This window comes from Aeribacillus sp. SP014 (genome assembly GCF_054055575.1).
Genome location: NZ_JBSRXI010000001.1, coordinates 565,797 through 581,019 on the forward strand (window position 1 = coordinate 565,797; position 15,223 = coordinate 581,019).

At 41.0% G+C, this 15,223-nt stretch carries 18 protein-coding genes; all 18 read left to right on the plus strand.

The genetic code is table 11. From position 1 onward, the window contains the following. The first annotated feature begins 3 nt into the window (after nt 1–3). The 18 genes from prmC to ACVIJU_RS02990 all read left to right on the plus strand — a co-directional run bounded on the left by prmC (nt 4) and on the right by ACVIJU_RS02990 (nt 15,211). Entirely contained in the window at nt 4–864 is an 861-nt protein-coding gene (gene prmC / locus ACVIJU_RS02905) for a peptide chain release factor N(5)-glutamine methyltransferase (RefSeq protein ID WP_117016860.1), read from the plus strand. Between the two features lie 114 nt (nt 865–978). Then, nucleotides 979–1,623 (plus strand): stage II sporulation protein R, encoded by a 645-nt coding sequence (spoIIR, locus tag ACVIJU_RS02910; RefSeq protein WP_456687218.1) that lies wholly within the window; start codon nt 979–981, stop codon nt 1,621–1,623. 64 nt (nt 1,624–1,687) lie between these two features. Further along, complete coding sequence (locus ACVIJU_RS02915; protein WP_063389028.1) at nt 1,688–2,119, plus strand: GNAT family N-acetyltransferase; 432 nt, start codon at nt 1,688–1,690, stop codon at nt 2,117–2,119. Nucleotides 2,120–2,293: 174 nt separating this feature from the next. Continuing rightward, nucleotides 2,294–3,337, plus strand: a complete 1,044-nt coding sequence (locus tag ACVIJU_RS02920) for an L-threonylcarbamoyladenylate synthase (protein ID WP_456687219.1) — start codon at nt 2,294–2,296, stop codon at nt 3,335–3,337. A 262-nt stretch (nt 3,338–3,599) separates the two neighbouring features. Then, nucleotides 3,600–4,145, plus strand: a complete 546-nt coding sequence (locus ACVIJU_RS02925) for a manganese efflux pump MntP (protein WP_063389026.1) — start codon at nt 3,600–3,602, stop codon at nt 4,143–4,145. A gap of 215 nt (nt 4,146–4,360) precedes the next feature. Then, nucleotides 4,361–4,813, plus strand: coding sequence for a low molecular weight protein arginine phosphatase (locus ACVIJU_RS02930; protein ID WP_082829607.1), 453 nt, complete (start codon nt 4,361–4,363; stop codon nt 4,811–4,813). A gap of 16 nt (nt 4,814–4,829) precedes the next feature. Continuing rightward, nucleotides 4,830–6,125: a methyl-accepting chemotaxis protein gene (locus ACVIJU_RS02935; RefSeq protein WP_066251307.1), complete on the plus strand. Its 1,296-nt coding sequence runs from the start codon at nt 4,830–4,832 to the stop codon at nt 6,123–6,125. 16 nt (nt 6,126–6,141) lie between these two features. Then, nucleotides 6,142–6,588 (plus strand): ribose 5-phosphate isomerase B, encoded by a 447-nt coding sequence (gene rpiB / locus ACVIJU_RS02940; RefSeq protein WP_327856149.1) that lies wholly within the window; start codon nt 6,142–6,144, stop codon nt 6,586–6,588. 12 nt (nt 6,589–6,600) lie between these two features. Then, nucleotides 6,601–7,149, plus strand: coding sequence for a TIGR01440 family protein (locus ACVIJU_RS02945; protein WP_340882360.1), 549 nt, complete (start codon nt 6,601–6,603; stop codon nt 7,147–7,149). A 502-nt stretch (nt 7,150–7,651) separates the two neighbouring features. Beyond that, nucleotides 7,652–8,893: a serine hydroxymethyltransferase gene (glyA, locus tag ACVIJU_RS02950; RefSeq protein WP_456687220.1), complete on the plus strand. Its 1,242-nt coding sequence runs from the start codon at nt 7,652–7,654 to the stop codon at nt 8,891–8,893. A gap of 188 nt (nt 8,894–9,081) precedes the next feature. Then, a complete protein-coding gene (upp, locus tag ACVIJU_RS02955) occupies nt 9,082–9,711 on the plus strand; it encodes a uracil phosphoribosyltransferase (RefSeq protein ID WP_063389021.1) in 630 nt (209 codons plus the stop codon). Between the two features lie 175 nt (nt 9,712–9,886). After that, nucleotides 9,887–12,133: a S8 family serine peptidase gene (locus ACVIJU_RS02960; protein ID WP_456687221.1), complete on the plus strand. Its 2,247-nt coding sequence runs from the start codon at nt 9,887–9,889 to the stop codon at nt 12,131–12,133. Between the two features lie 182 nt (nt 12,134–12,315). Continuing rightward, nucleotides 12,316–12,543, plus strand: coding sequence for an AtpZ/AtpI family protein (locus ACVIJU_RS02965; protein ID WP_094244712.1), 228 nt, complete (start codon nt 12,316–12,318; stop codon nt 12,541–12,543). A 2-nt stretch (nt 12,544–12,545) separates the two neighbouring features. Continuing rightward, on the plus strand, nt 12,546–12,929 hold the full coding sequence (locus tag ACVIJU_RS02970) for an ATP synthase subunit I (protein ID WP_063389019.1): 384 nt from the start codon (nt 12,546–12,548) through the stop codon (nt 12,927–12,929). 6 nt (nt 12,930–12,935) lie between these two features. Further along, entirely contained in the window at nt 12,936–13,646 is a 711-nt protein-coding gene (gene atpB / locus ACVIJU_RS02975; RefSeq protein WP_327873303.1) for a F0F1 ATP synthase subunit A, read from the plus strand. 69 nt (nt 13,647–13,715) lie between these two features. Beyond that, entirely contained in the window at nt 13,716–13,928 is a 213-nt protein-coding gene (gene atpE / locus ACVIJU_RS02980) for a F0F1 ATP synthase subunit C (protein ID WP_063389017.1), read from the plus strand. Nucleotides 13,929–14,210: 282 nt separating this feature from the next. Continuing rightward, a complete protein-coding gene (gene atpF, locus ACVIJU_RS02985; RefSeq protein WP_082830384.1) occupies nt 14,211–14,675 on the plus strand; it encodes a F0F1 ATP synthase subunit B in 465 nt (154 codons plus the stop codon). Next, nucleotides 14,672–15,211 carry a F0F1 ATP synthase subunit delta gene (locus tag ACVIJU_RS02990; protein WP_117016857.1) on the plus strand — a complete coding sequence of 180 codons (540 nt, stop codon included), beginning with the start codon at nt 14,672–14,674 and terminating at the stop codon, nt 15,209–15,211. Before atpF ends, ACVIJU_RS02990 begins: the two co-directional genes overlap by 4 nt. Nucleotides 15,212–15,223: the final 12 nt, after the last annotated feature.

Sequence of the window (15,223 nt, forward strand, 5' to 3'; positions counted from 1 at the left end):
ACTATGCCGAAAGTTTTCGAAGCCCTCAAATGGGCTTCTTCTTTTTTAAAACAAGCGGGAAGAGATGAGAATGCGGGAGAATTGCTGCTTTTGCATCATATGAAGAAAAGTCGGGCGAGCTTGCTTGCCGATTTAAGAATGGATATTGACAAACAAGTATGGGAAATCTTTCAGCAGGACGTGCAAAAACATGCTCAAGGGATGCCTGTGCAATATATTATCGGTTGCGAACAATTTTACGGCCGCCCTTTTAAGGTGAACGAGCATGTATTGATTCCGAGACCGGAAACGGAAGAGCTAGTTCAAGGCGTGCTGCTCCGCTCTGAACGTTTATTTTCTGAAAGGGAGCAAATCGATGTTGTAGATATTGGCACGGGGAGCGGTGCTATTGCCGTCACATTGGCTCTTGAAAATAAAAAAATGCGCGTGTCTGCCACCGATATTTCCGAAAAAGCGCTTGCAGTGGCAAAAGAAAATAGCGAAAAGCTTTGTGCTAATGTGCATTTTTATCAAGGCGATTTGCTGAACCCTATTATAAATGCGAAGCAAAAAGCGGATGTTGTTGTGTCCAATCCGCCGTATATTCCGGATGAAGAAATTATGGAGCTGTCAACGGTTGTAAAGGACTGGGAGCCGACATTAGCGCTTTCAGGAGGAGCGGACGGCCTTTTGTATTATCGAAAAATTGTGGAGCAGCTTCCAGATGTGATCCGCTACCCTGGATTAATCGCATTTGAAATCGGGCACGGGCAAGGAAAAGATGTGAAAAGCATGCTAGAGAATAGGTTTCCAAAAGCAGAGGTACAAATTGAATACGATATGAATGGAAAAGAACGGAAAGTATTTGCTGTCCTTTCGTTATAATAAGCTTTTCGGGCCATTCCCTCCTTTTCTAGCAAACTTCAAATCTGAACCAATTTTATGTTTAAGATCTCTCTCTTCTGTCGATAATGACGTACTGAAGGGAGAGGAAAAACGATGAAAAAGAAATTATCTGTTATATATATTTTTTTAATGCTGTTTGGCAGCCTATTAACAGCTTATGAAATGCCGACAGACGCAAAACAAAATAAGACGGTGATCATTCCTGACGAAGCCATTCGTCTGCGAATTTTAGCAAATAGCGATTCTCCGGAAGATCAAGCTTTAAAACGGAATGTTCGGAATGCGGTCAATGAAGCAATTAATCAATGGGTTCAGGATCTAACTTCGATTGATGAGGCGCGTAAAATCATTCGAGCAAAAATACCAGAAATTAAGGATATCGTCCAAAGCGTTTTAAAACAGGAAAACAGCAGCCAATCCTTTACAGTGGAGTTTAAAAAAATTCAATTTCCGACAAAGCTTTATGGAAATTTCCTTTATCCGGCTGGAAACTATGAAGCCATATTGATCACTCTTGGAGAAGGAAAAGGAGCCAACTGGTGGTGTGTGTTGTTTCCGCCGCTTTGCTTTGTCGACTTTTCAAGCGGTGAAGCTATTCAACAGGATGAAGAAAAGGATAAAGTAAAAGAAGAAAAGAAATTAGAGAAAACAAAAAACTTATTCGCTCCTGAAGAACATGATGAGGAAGTAGAAGTGAAATTTTTCTTAGTAGAATGGTTTACAAATCTGTTTTCATAGGTCTAATTCAGCTTTTGCCTCATACATTGATTACTAGATTTGTCCGAATAAAAGGGGTGAAAGCGTGTATTATTCATTGCGGTTTGCGGAAAGGGAAGACTTAAAAACCATTCAACAATTTGCAGATCAAGCGGGCGTTTCCACGGAAGGCTTCGACAACAGCCATTTTATTATTATGGAGACTGATCATGGTGAAATAGCGGGATGTCTAGGAATGGAAGTCATCAATCAGGATGGTCTCCTCCGCTCTTGCGTTGTGTCCAGCAATTTGAATCAAGGACATATCATTTCCCTATTAAAATCGGCAGACTTATTAATGGAACAGTTTCGTTTGAAAAATATTTATTTTGCAGTCAACAAAAATTCTGTAGCAGAGTTATTAGAAATATTGGGATTCAAGAGGATTCAAGCGGATGAATTGCCTTCCCACATGCTTGCGTCAAATCTGATGAATCAGTTGGTATCCGTTCCAAATGTAGAGTTTATGGTAAAATAACGCTAAGGATACGTATAAATTATACACAATATCCACAATATTTATCCACTGCAATCAACAGCTTTATCCACAATTTGTGGATAAAGCTTGTTCTTGAAAAATAATTGAACAGTTTCACTATTGCTTAGAAAGATTCATAACACTCGTTCATGTATTAGCAAAGGAGTAAACGAAATGAAAACGAAGCATTGGATTGTGGATAATTTAGAGCATGTTACAAAAAATTCTCCACAAATTGTTCAGGCAGCCGAACTATTGAAAAAAAATGAATTGGTTGCCTTTCCAACAGAAACAGTCTATGGACTAGGAGCAAACGCGAAAAGCGATGAAGCAGTAGCAAAAATTTATAGCGCGAAAGGAAGACCGAGCGATAATCCGTTAATTATCCACATTGCTAAAAAAGAACAGTTAACAGAGATTGTGGATAGCTATCCCGATTGGATTGATCCATTAATTGACCGTTTTTGGCCAGGCCCTCTTACCCTTGTTTTGCCAAAAAAAGAAGGTCTGTCGAATCTTGCCACAGCAGGATTATCAACAGTAGCAGTGCGCATGCCGGATCACCCTGCAGCATTAGCATTAATCGAAGCAGCAAATCTGCCGATTGCAGCTCCGAGCGCCAATCTTTCCGGAAAGCCAAGTCCAACTTCTGCTAAACATGTCATGGATGATCTCGAAGGGCGAATCCCGGGAATTGTCGATGCAGGCTCTACTGGACTTGGCGTAGAATCAACAGTACTTGACTGCACCGAGGATATTCCAGTGATCCTGCGTCCAGGTAGTGTTACAAAGCAGCAATTAGAAGAAGTCATCGGTTCGGTGCGCATAGATGCTGCGCTGCTGAATCAGGAGGAATTGCCGAAAGCGCCGGGCATGAAATATACACATTATGCACCTGATGCTCCTTTAACGATTGTTGATGGAAGCAAAGAATTTATTGAACAATTAATACAAAAAGAGAAAGAAAAAGAAAAAAAAGTCGGGATGTTGACAACAGAAGAAAATAGTCGTTTTTACAGCGCGGATAAAATTGTTGTCTGCGGGAAAAGAAGCGATTTGCGAACAGTTGCCAGCGCACTGTATGATTCGCTCAGAAAATTTAATGAAGAACAGCTGGATGTATTATTCAGCGAAGCGTTTCCTGCGGAAGGCGTTGGACAAGCTATTATGAATCGCTTGTTAAAAGCTGCATCCCACCGGATCATAAAAGAACGGTAAACTTTTAATGCCTTGAACAAAAATCGGCGCTCAGGCCGGTTTTTTTGAGTCCAGACTTTCTGATCCTTTGTTTAACAGGCGGAATTGACAGATCAAAAGCAAATATAAAAATGGTAAAGGCTCATCTGCCATCGCACGCATAGGCAGAAACAGATCGCGCAGTTAAATAAACAGAGATCAATGAACCGGGCGCCATTCTTTGTCATAATGTCCCTCTGACGTGCATATCGTTCAATATGCGTGTCCGGGGGAGGTTATCTATATGGCTGCAGAAATAGTAACTTTATTTTTAATGGCATTTGCATTAGGGATGGATGCCTTTTCAGTGAGCCTTGGGATGGGCTTAGTTCGTTTGCGATGGAAGCAAATTTTTGACATCGGTATATATATTGGGATTTTTCATATGATCATGCCGCTTATCGGAATTGTCTTGGGGAAAGTACTATCGGAAAAGTTTGGTTTAGTTGCCATGTATATTGGAGGATGTCTGCTCACTCTTTTAGGAATTCAAATGATTTATTCGTCTTTTAAACGCGATGAATCGCCTTTCATTGCACCGGTCGGCATCGGCCTGTTCCTTTTTGCGCTGAGCGTCAGTTTAGACAGTTTTTCGGTAGGATTAAGTCTAGGTATCTACGGAGCGGAGGTTTTGTTAACCGTCGTAATGTTTGGTTTTATGAGCATGGTGCTCACTTGGAGCGGGTTATTGATCGGCAAACGGGTTCAAGATTGGTTCGGCACATATAGTGAAGCTTTTGGCGGCAGCATTTTGCTTGTATTTGGCTTGAAATTATTATTTTCAATGTAGAAAGCTGTATTGTCTAAACCAATCGTTTGAGCACAGTCATTGGACGTGCTTTTTTTTGTTAATTTTTTTGGTTAAATATGCCTATTATGCAAAAAAATTGTGACTTTTTGTCGATAATAAAAATAAAAAAAATTCCTCATGGTTTCCATTCTTTCGAACTTTTTGATTATAATGAAGGTAACATCAAAAGGGAGAGATAGAAGGGAGAAAACCTTGTGACAAACATTTTATTCGTTTGCACCGGAAATACATGTCGAAGCCCGATGGCGGAGGCTATTTTTAAGCATTTGCAAAAAAACGGCCGATTTAACGTTCGTTCAGCAGGCGTGTTTGCATTGGATGGGCAGAAAATTTCAGAAAATGCAAAAAAAGTGCTGGAGGAAAAGGGAATACATGTTGAGCACAGTGCTTCAAAACTTACGGAAGAACATATCGATTGGGCAACATATGTATTTACGATGACTAAAGATCATAAAAACATATTATGCCAATTTTTTCCTAAAGCAGCCGAAAAAACATTTACGGTAAGCGAGTTCGTTGTTGGAAAAGATGAGGAGATACGTGATATTACCGATCCGTTTGGCAGTTCCGTGGAAAAGTACAGAAAAACAAGGGAAGAGCTGGAGCAATTGCTTCAAAAGCTTATTTCAAAATTAGAAACAAATTAGCAGGCAGGTGGACTCTGTGAAAAACAAGAATCGATACAAATTCAGCATCCGTTTAAAAATCGTCATCTTTATTACGATTGTTGCTCTTATTACATATTCAACAAGCGGATTTTTCATTTATGTTGTATACGAGTATGTGAAACAATATATTGACCGAACATCTTTTACCATTTTGACGCTGACTCTTGGAATCATATGGTCAGGGATTTTAACAGCTATTGCAGCTGGATTTCTTATTTCTCCGCTAAAGCGGCTTGAAAAGGCTGCTCTTATAGCGGCCGATGGCGATATTTCCGTAAATGTTCCTGACATCAAATCAGATGATGAAATTCGGTCCTTAAGCAGAGCCTTTAATGAAATGCTTTCCAATTTAAGACATATGGTGAAAAACATTGAAATAAATTTTGAGCAAACAAATGAGCAGGTGAAACAAATACATGCTGCAACAGAACAGGCAACAAGACAAGCTGAAAGCATTTCATATACGATTAAGGAAATTTCAACAGGAGCCGACCAATCGGCGGCTGCTATTCAGGAAACAGCAGAAGCGGTGGAAGATACGGTAGAGCTTGCTAGTCAGGTAAAAGAAAAAGCAAAAGTATCCGAAAAAATGGCGAATGAAATGGTTCAATCACTTGACCAAAGCAAAAAGATATTTCAATCTTTAATTAAAGGGATTCAATCGTTGGCCGAAAAAAACGAGCAATCTATTTTGGCGGTACAGCGTCTTGAAGAAAATGCCAAAAAGGTGGAGACTATTGTATCCCTTGTCGGCGATATTGCCGATCAAACAAACCTGCTGGCGCTGAACGCGTCAATTGAAGCGGCAAGAGCAGGTGAACACGGCAGAGGGTTTGCTGTCGTTGCGGAAGAAGTTCGAAAGCTTGCTGACCAAAGCGCCAAAGCTGTTCAAGGAATTTCCGAGCTGATCTCTAACATTCAAAAAGAAGTAAGCAATGTTGTTGAACAGATTGGAGATCAAGTGAAAACAGCTCGACAAGAAGCGCAAAGAGGGAAAGAAACAGAGAAAATTCTTGTGGAGATGTCGAAATCGATTTTGCATGTTGCCGAAGCGGTTAAGGTGATCAGCGAGCTGATGGACGAACAGCAAAAAAGCATTCAACAAACAGGAGCGCAATCTGAAGAAGTGGCAGCGATTGCCGAAGAAACATCTGCTGGTGCACAGGAAGTGGCCTCATCTGTACAAGAACAAGCTGATAATATTTCTAACATTAATCAATTAACGAGAGAGCTTGAAGCAAGCGCTCAGCAGTTAAAGAAAGTAATCGATCGATTTACTTATGAAAAATAAAAAGGAGGAGCATCTAGTGAAAGTCATAATTGCCTCAGATCACGGAGGGGTCAACATACGTGAAGAAATCAAAAAATTGCTTGACGAGATGAATATCGAATACGAAGATATCGGCTGCGACTGTGAGACATCAGTTGATTATCCTGATTACGCATTGCCGGCAGCTGAACGAGTTGCGAAAGGCGAATTTGACCGCGGAATTTTAATTTGTGGAACAGGGATCGGAATGTCAATAGCGGCCAATAAAGTAAAGGGTATTCGCTGCGCCCTTGTACATGATGTGTTTAGCGCAAAAGCAACCCGGGAGCATAACGACAGCAACATGCTTGCAATGGGTGAACGTGTCATCGGGCCGGGACTTGCCCGCGAAATTGTGAAAACGTGGCTGACAACAGAATATGTGGGAGGCAGGCATGCGAATAGAATAGAAAAAATTTCAAAATATGAAGAAACCCATTTATAAGGTGATGATCGAATGCCGGAATTGCAAAAATACCGGGAACAGCTTTTAACAGTGTTGGCCGATTTTAAAGAAAAAGCACCAATTCAAAAAGGGCAGCTGATTGTCATAGGGTGCTCAACGAGCGAAGTAATCGGAGAAAAAATCGGCACTGCCGGAAATACGGATGTTGCCGAAATGATATTTTCTGCATTATCGGAATTTCAAAAAGAAACAGGTGTAGAGCTCGCTTTTCAATGCTGTGAGCATTTGAATCGCGCTCTTGTCGTTGAACGGGAAACAGCAGAAAAGCGCAATTACGAAATCGTTTCTGTCATCCCAATCCCGAAAGCAGGCGGTTCCATGGCAGCGTTTGCTTATGAGCATATGAGGGATCCGGTTGTTGTTGAATTTATTAAGGCAGATGCAGGCATTGATATCGGAGATACACTTATTGGCATGCATTTAAAGCATGTCGCTGTTCCTGTTAGAAGCTCGGTCAAGCAAGTCGGACAAGCCCATGTAAACTTAGCTTTTAGCCGGCCGAAGCTTATCGGCGGTGCGCGGGCAGTTTATACAAAATAAACATTCGAAGATTAGCAGTGCGAACTTACGTCATGGTTTGTGCTGCTATTTTTTTATAAAAGAAGTGGAGCGGAACGAAAAAATCATGCACATCATTTCTTTGAAGTATAGGGGCCCCTCCATCTTTAGAAATTGTAAGCAAAAGTCGTATCAAACTTTGATGCGATTTTGTTAGTGAAAATACAGGTTGCCGATCATTTCCTGCTTGACGACCCTGTGCATTGAGCTAGGTATAGAAGCTCCGTTGGTCGAGTTGTACAAGACATGATTCATTTTACGAACTGATAGTTTAAGAATACAGGCAGAATCGAGGTTTTAAGAAATTCCGAATTAAAAACTATTCATGCCAAAAAAAAGTTTGGGAAGAATGCGCTTACATAAAAGAAAAGGGTTGCCAAAGGATGATCAATACGGTTATTCTGATTAATAAGTAGATCGGCATGACGATTTTGTCGCTCGCCTGTGCCGTTCAATCGATGAAAGACTAGAGGGGGAACATTTCATGAAATATATTCAACAACAGGATCCTGAAGTATATGAAGCGATGCAGAACGAATTAAAGCGCCAGCGTACGAAAATCGAACTGATTGCGTCAGAAAATTTTGTCAGTGAAGCGGTAATGGAGGCCCAAGGTTCTGTATTAACAAATAAATATGCAGAAGGTTATCCGGGACGTCGCTACTATGGAGGATGCGAATATGTTGACGTTGCGGAAGATTTAGCTCGCGAACGGGCGAAAAAAATTTTTGGAGCTGAGCACGCAAACGTTCAGCCGCATTCCGGTTCTCAAGCCAATATGGCTGTTTACTATGCTGTCTTAAATCATGGGGACACTGTTCTCGGAATGAATTTGTCTCACGGCGGCCATTTAACGCATGGAAGTCCGGTAAACTTCAGCGGAATGCAATTTAATTTTGTTGAATACGGTGTTGATCCTAACACTCATCTTATTGATTATGATGATGTTCGAGCTAAAGCTCTTGAGCATAAACCGAAAATCATTGTTGCTGGTGCCAGCGCTTATCCTCGTGAAATTGATTTTAAAAAGTTTCGGGAAATCGCTGATGAAGTGGGAGCTTACTTAATGGTCGACATGGCTCATATTGCCGGCCTTGTTGCTGCAGGTCTTCATCAAAATCCTGTGCCGTACTCCCATTTTGTAACAACTACGACGCATAAAACACTTCGCGGTCCAAGAGGCGGAATGATTTTATGCAAAGAAGAATTTGCAAAACAAATTGATAAAATCATTTTCCCGGGCATTCAAGGCGGTCCGTTAATGCATGTTATTGCGGCAAAAGCGGTAGCATTGGGAGAAGTTTTACAAGAAGAATTTAAAACATATGCGCAAAACATTATCAACAATGCGAAGCGGCTGGCAGAAAAATTAAAAGAAGAAGGACTGACTTTAGTATCTGGAGGAACAGATAACCATTTGATTTTAGTTGATGTCCGCAACTTGCAATTAACCGGAAAAGTTGCTGAACATGTTTTGGACGAAATCGGCATTACTGTGAATAAAAACGCGATTCCATACGATCCTGAATCGCCTTTTGTTACAAGCGGAATCCGTATTGGAACGGCAGCTGTCACAAGCCGCGGTTTTGGTTTGGAAGAAATGGATGAAATCGGATCGATTATTGCATTTGCATTGAAATTCCATCAAGACGAAGCTAAATTGGAAGAAGCGAGAAAACGGGTGCAAGCTTTAACAGAAAAATTCCCGCTCTACCCAAATTATTAAGGAAATATTGAGTGTTCGAAGCCACATGCTTCGGACGCTCTTTTTTTATTTTAATTTTCTGCCTCTTAAAACTATTTAAAATGGATTTCATCGTTTGGAATGTTGGCGAAAAAGGTTGATGAAAATGTTGAAACTCAAAAATTTTTTCTGTAAAATCTATTGAGGCAAAAGAAAAGGAGATGTGAAACTTGGGCAAAGTGTTTGTATTTGATCACCCGTTAATTCAGCATAAGCTATCCTATATTCGCGATAAAAAAACCGGAACAAAAGAATTTCGAGAGCTTGTGGATGAGATTGCTACATTAATGGCGTTTGAGATAACACGAGATCTTCCGCTGGAGGAAGTGGAAGTAGAAACCCCGGTAGGAGTAGCGAAAACAAAAATCTTGTCAGGAAAAAAACTTGGGGTTATTCCCATTTTGCGTGCGGGGCTAGGAATGGTTGACGGCATTTTGAAACTGATTCCTGCCGCAAAAGTCGGCCATATCGGGTTATATCGGGATCCGAAAACATTAAAGCCTGTAGAATACTATGTAAAACTTCCTTCTGATGTGGAAGAGCGGGATTTCATCGTTGTTGACCCAATGCTGGCTACCGGCGGTTCAGCAGTTGAAGCAATAGAGTGTCTAAAAAAACGCGGTGCAAAAAATATCCGTTTCATGTGTCTAGTAGCTGCTCCTGAAGGGGTAAAAGCAATGGAAGAAGCTCATCCAGATGTCGATATTTACATTGCCGCTCTTGATGAGAAATTAAACGACCATGGCTATATCGTACCAGGTTTAGGAGATGCAGGAGACCGTTTATTTGGTACAAAATAACAGGAGAGGGCGAAGTGAAGTGCCCTCTCTTTCTTTTTAACATAGTATGAAAAATTCATTAATATAAGGAGCAGCATATTCCCGCTCCATCAATTTCTCACTTTTCCCTTAAAACGACTTTTTTCATGCAATAAACTGATGTTCATAGCGAACAATAAGTGCTGAGGTGATAGAAATGGGAAACCCTTCAGTGCGAATTTGTTTGCTTTTTGTCTTCATTTTCCACGTTTTTGATGTAACTGCTTTTGCAAAGACCTTCCCCGAACATCCACAAATCCCTGAAGAGAATGCTGATGAACAAGTCACAATGATCATTGTTTTGTCAGATCAGAACCTTTCAAAAATAAAAGAGTTGATTCAAAAAAAATATCCGGAAATAAACATTTGCTGGGAATATAAAAAAACGTTTACCGGGTTTTCCGTAAAAGGGAAAAAAAGAGACCTAGATCAGCTAGTAAAAGAGCCTTACATTGAACATGCAGAGCCTGTAACGACTTTTCAAGCAACGGTTGAAGAAAGTGTTCCTTTTATAGGCGGCATCGATGCACGCGGCTATTTTGACGCGAAGGATGAAAGATTGACGGGAAAAGGAGTGAAAGTAGCTGTTATAGATACGGGGATCGACTACAACCACCGAGATTTACAAAAAAATTATCAAGGCGGATTTGATTTTGTAGATCTAGACAAAGACCCAATGGAAACAGTCGCGAAAGACAATTCGAGGACAATTCACGGCACTCACGTAGCAGGAATTATAGCCGCAAATGGAAAATTGAAAGGGGTTGCTCCGGATGCCTCCATCATTGCCTATAGAGCGCTTGGCCCTCATGGATACGGGACGACAGACCAAGTTATTGCAGCGATTGAAAAATCGATTGAGGATCAGGTAGATATCGTAAATCTTTCTCTTGGCAATGATGTGAACGGCCCGGATTATCCGACAAGCCTGGCGTTAAACCGAGCCGTTGAAGAGGGGATAACTGCAGTTGTATCAAGCGGAAACTCTGGTCCTAACATTTGGACCGTCGGTTCGCCTGGCACTGCAAGCAAAGCAATTTCCGTCGGCGCATCGACACCGCCGCTTGACGTAAAGTATTTAACCCTTTCAGGATTTCAAAAGAAAATACCAGCTGAATCTTTGTTCAATTCTGCCCCTTGGACAACAATTAGAGGACGAATAGAATATGCAGGCTTAGGGGAGAAAAAAGACTTTAAACCTTCTGTTAAAGGAAAAATAGCCTTGGTGAAGCGCGGGGAAATCACGTTTGCCGAAAAAGCGAAAAATGCAAAATCAGCCGGAGCCCAAGCGTTGATTATTTACAACAACATGAAAGGAAGATTTACCGGCAATTTAGAAGAAAAATTGGACTTTCCTGTTGTCTCCATCTCAAAGGAAGATGGCGAATGGCTGCTGAAACAATTGAATGAAAAATCGTTCATCAAAACAACCATTCAGATAGAACAAGATCGCCTCGCACCCTTTTCATCAAAAGGGCCGGTAACAGTCACATGGGAAGTGAAGCCCGATCTTGTCGCGCCTGGTGTAGCAATTGACAGCACAATACCTAAAGGGTATATGTCTCTTCAAGGAACAAGCATGGCTGCTCCGCATATAGCAGGTGCAGCGGCATTGATCAAACAAAAGCATCCAGATTGGTCGCCGGAACAAATAAAAGCAGCTATGATGAATACTGCTAAACCGCTTTATGATCAAAATGGAAGGCTGTACAAGGTGTTTGAGCAGGGGGCGGGAAGAATCGATATTTTATCGGCTGTTCAGACAAGAGCTCTCATTTATCCGGCATCTCTATCATTCGGTCAATTTCACAAAAATATCGGCAGGAAAAAGAAAGAGATCACGTTAACTCTTGAAAATCTCTCCGATCAAGAAAAAACGTTTGTTTTTTCTAAACCGCATTATCAAAAAGGGGTTCAATGGCAGCTCCCTATTTCCGTAAAGGTTCCTGCTAACGGGAAAAGAGAAGTATCCGTCTCGATTGATGTTGCACCAAAATCATTGAGGGAAGGATTGTATGACGGGACACTTGTTGTGACAGCCGGCAGCCAGACAATCCGCCTTCCATATTTATTCGTTGTTGGCGAACCGAATTATCCAAAAATCATGGGATTTGAATTTGGGCTTGCCGATCAAGGGAATATGTACCATTATGAGCTTTATTTGCCGCAAGGGGCGGATGAATTCGGGATTGCCCTGTATGATCCGGACACTTTAACATTCAAAGGCTTTTTAGACTGGCAAAGAAATATTCCGGGAGGTTTGTTGAAAAGAGACATTTCCGGGCAATTTAAGGACATTCCAAACGGCGTTTACAAAGCGCTTATTTTTGCAAAAAAAGACGGGGAAGAAAGCAGCTATGAAACGACAATCATTTTAGATAAAAAAATATTAAAAAGTCAATAGAAACACCAAAAATATTTGTGAACAAATTGTGATATTATTAACAAATAGCTCAACTTTTGACGTGAAACAGATTGACATTGATTGGTGCCTATTGTATGCTAAACGGGGTGGGATGATAAGGTTTTCAACAGCCTTTTAACATAATGAAAATAAGGTAATTTTATATTGTGAGGACATACCCAATGCGGCAAAAAGAGCACCATCCGCTCCGAGCATACGCTTTAATGACCGCCATTCTTTCCTATTTGGCAGGGTCAGTGCTCGTTGGGATTTTTGCAGGAAGATGGCTTGATCGACATTTGCATACAGAACCCGTTTTTTTGATCATCGGTCTTCTAATTGGACTGGCTGCGGGAATAATTGCGATGCTGAGATTAGTCCAACATTTTTTTCAGGAGAATGAACGGTAACTATGGATCGTATAGAAAAATTGTTTGTGCGCAGCAAAAAATATTTGCTGTTTTTGCTTGCCATCTATGTGTTAGCGTGGGGGTTTACTCCTTATCAAGATATTTTCCTCGGTCTTGCCCTTGGTACAAGCTTTAGCCTCTATAATTTATGGATACTAGTGCGTAAATCAAAGCAAATACAGCAAGCAATTGAAGAAGGCCGTACAGCACGTTCGCTTGGAACGGTTTCAAGGATGGCAGCCGCAGGATTGGCGGTATTAATCGCACTTAAATTCCCTGAACATTTCCATTTAATTAGCGTGGTTATTGGTTTAATGACAATCTATATTGTCATTATGATAGATTCTATTCTATACATTTGCGGACAAGCTTGGGAAGAGAGGTGAATTTTGTTGGGTCACGAAGCGCCGATAGTAAAATTATTAGGGCTTGAATTTAATTTGTCCAATATTTTAATGATTCTTGTATCTAGCGCAATTGTATTTATCATCGCCGTATTGTCGACCCGCTCTTTGGCAATGAAGCCAACGGGTATGCAAAACTTTTTGGAATGGGTCATGGATTTTGTGAAAAACATTATTAACAGCACGATGGACTGGCAGACAGGAGGCCGATTCCTTACTTTAGGAATGACGCTCATCATGTACATTTTTGTTTCCAATATGCTTGGTCTACCATTCGCTATCGTTGTTGACCATGAGCTTTGGTGGAAATCGCCTACGGCTGATCCTACCATAACGCTGACACTGGCCATTTTAGTCGTCGGTTTATCGCATTATTACGGGATTAAATTAAAGGGCTTTTCCGCCTATGGAAGCGACTTTTTCAAGCCACTGCCGTTTTTGTTCCCGCTTAAAATTATTGAAGAGTTTGCAAACACGTTGACGCTTGGTCTTCGTCTTTACGGTAACATCTATGCTGGGGAAATTTTGCTAGGTCTGCTTGTCAGCTTGGCAACTAGCGGAGCATTCGGCTTCATCGGGGCAATTATTCCGATGATGGCGTGGCAGGCATTCAGTATTTTTGTAGGTGCAATCCAAGCTTTTATCTTTACAATGTTAACAATGGTTTATATGGCGCATAAAGTTAGCCATGACCATTAAAAATAAATGACTTCATCATAATTTTTGTGTAAAAAATTATTTTTAAACAAATAAAGGAGGACTTTATTCATGAATTTATTAGCAGCTGCAATTGCAATTGGTTTAGCGGCACTTGGTGCTGGTATTGGTAACGGACTTATCGTATCTCGTACAGTAGAAGGTATTGCTCGTCAACCTGAGGCGCGCGGTATGCTTCAAACTACTATGTTTATCGGGGTTGCGTTGGTTGAGGCGATTCCGATTATCGCGGTTGTTATTGCATTTATGGCTTTTGGTGCGTAATTTGAAAATTTCAAAAGAGCCTTGCCCAGATTGGTGTTGAAAAAGGCTTTTTAGAAATCGGCATGCAATCAATTTGCGTGAAGTCCGAATCGAAAGGACAGCAAGTGAAAAAGAGGAAATGGCGAAGTTATTTAAGCATCTTCGCCATTCCTTTATGTTGTGAATGGTAACAGAGTCCCAATATAGCCGGTAGTTGGAAAACGGAAGTTTTGAAGGGAGTGAAACGAAGCCGTGTTAACAGTTGAATTTGCCCTCGGAGCTGGAGGCTTCGCAGCAGGAGATATGCTCGTTCAGCTCGTTGTATTTTTAGTTTTGTTAGCATTGCTCAAAAAATATGCTTTTGGTCCGCTTATGGGCATTATGAAACAGAGGGAAGAATTTATTGCAAATGAAATAAACGCTGCGGAAGAAAAGCATGCGGAAGCCAAAAAGCTTGCCGAAGAGCAGCGTGAGCTATTAAAGCAAGCCCGCATCGAAGCACAGGAGCTTGTTGAAAATGCGAAAAAACTCGGCGAACAGCAAAAAGAAGATATCATCCAAGCGGCTCGTGCGGAGGCAGAAAGACTGAAAGAAGCAGCCAAGAAAGAAATCGAACACGAAAAAGAGCAAGCCGTTGCTGAATTGCGTAATCAAGTGGCATCATTATCCGTTCTTATTGCTTCTAAAGTGATTGAAAAAGAATTGAATGAAGCTGAGCAAGAGAAGCTGATCAATGATTATATTAAAGAGGTAGGAGAACAGTTATGATTGGCGGAGTGGCAAAGCGCTATGCGTCAGCTCTTTTTCAAATTGCAAAGGAAAAAAATCAAGTGAAGCAGTTTGAAGAAGAATTGCGGATTGTAAAGCAGGTGTTTATTGAAAATCAAAAATTGCTGCAAATTTTAGAGCATCCGAAGGTGTTGCTCGAAAATAAAAAATCATTGGTCAATGAAGCGTTTTCTTCATTGAGTGCTGAAATTATCAATACTCTTCTTCTGCTTATCGATCGCCATCGCATCCGCTTAGTTCCTGAACTTGTAGATAACTTTGTGGAGCTTGCAAATGAAGAACAGCAAACAGCAGAAGCAACGGTTTACTCCGTCCGTCCGTTGAAGGATGAAGAAAAGCAGGCTCTTTCAGAAGTATTTGCGCAAAAGGTCGGAAAAAAATCGCTTAAAATCACAAACGTCATTGATCAGAACTTAATTGGCGGACTGAAACTTCAAATCGGCAATCGTATTTTTGACGGTAGCATCAAGAGTAAGCTCGAACGCATCGGGCGGAATTTAGCGAAAAGTTCGTAGATAGGGGTGAAA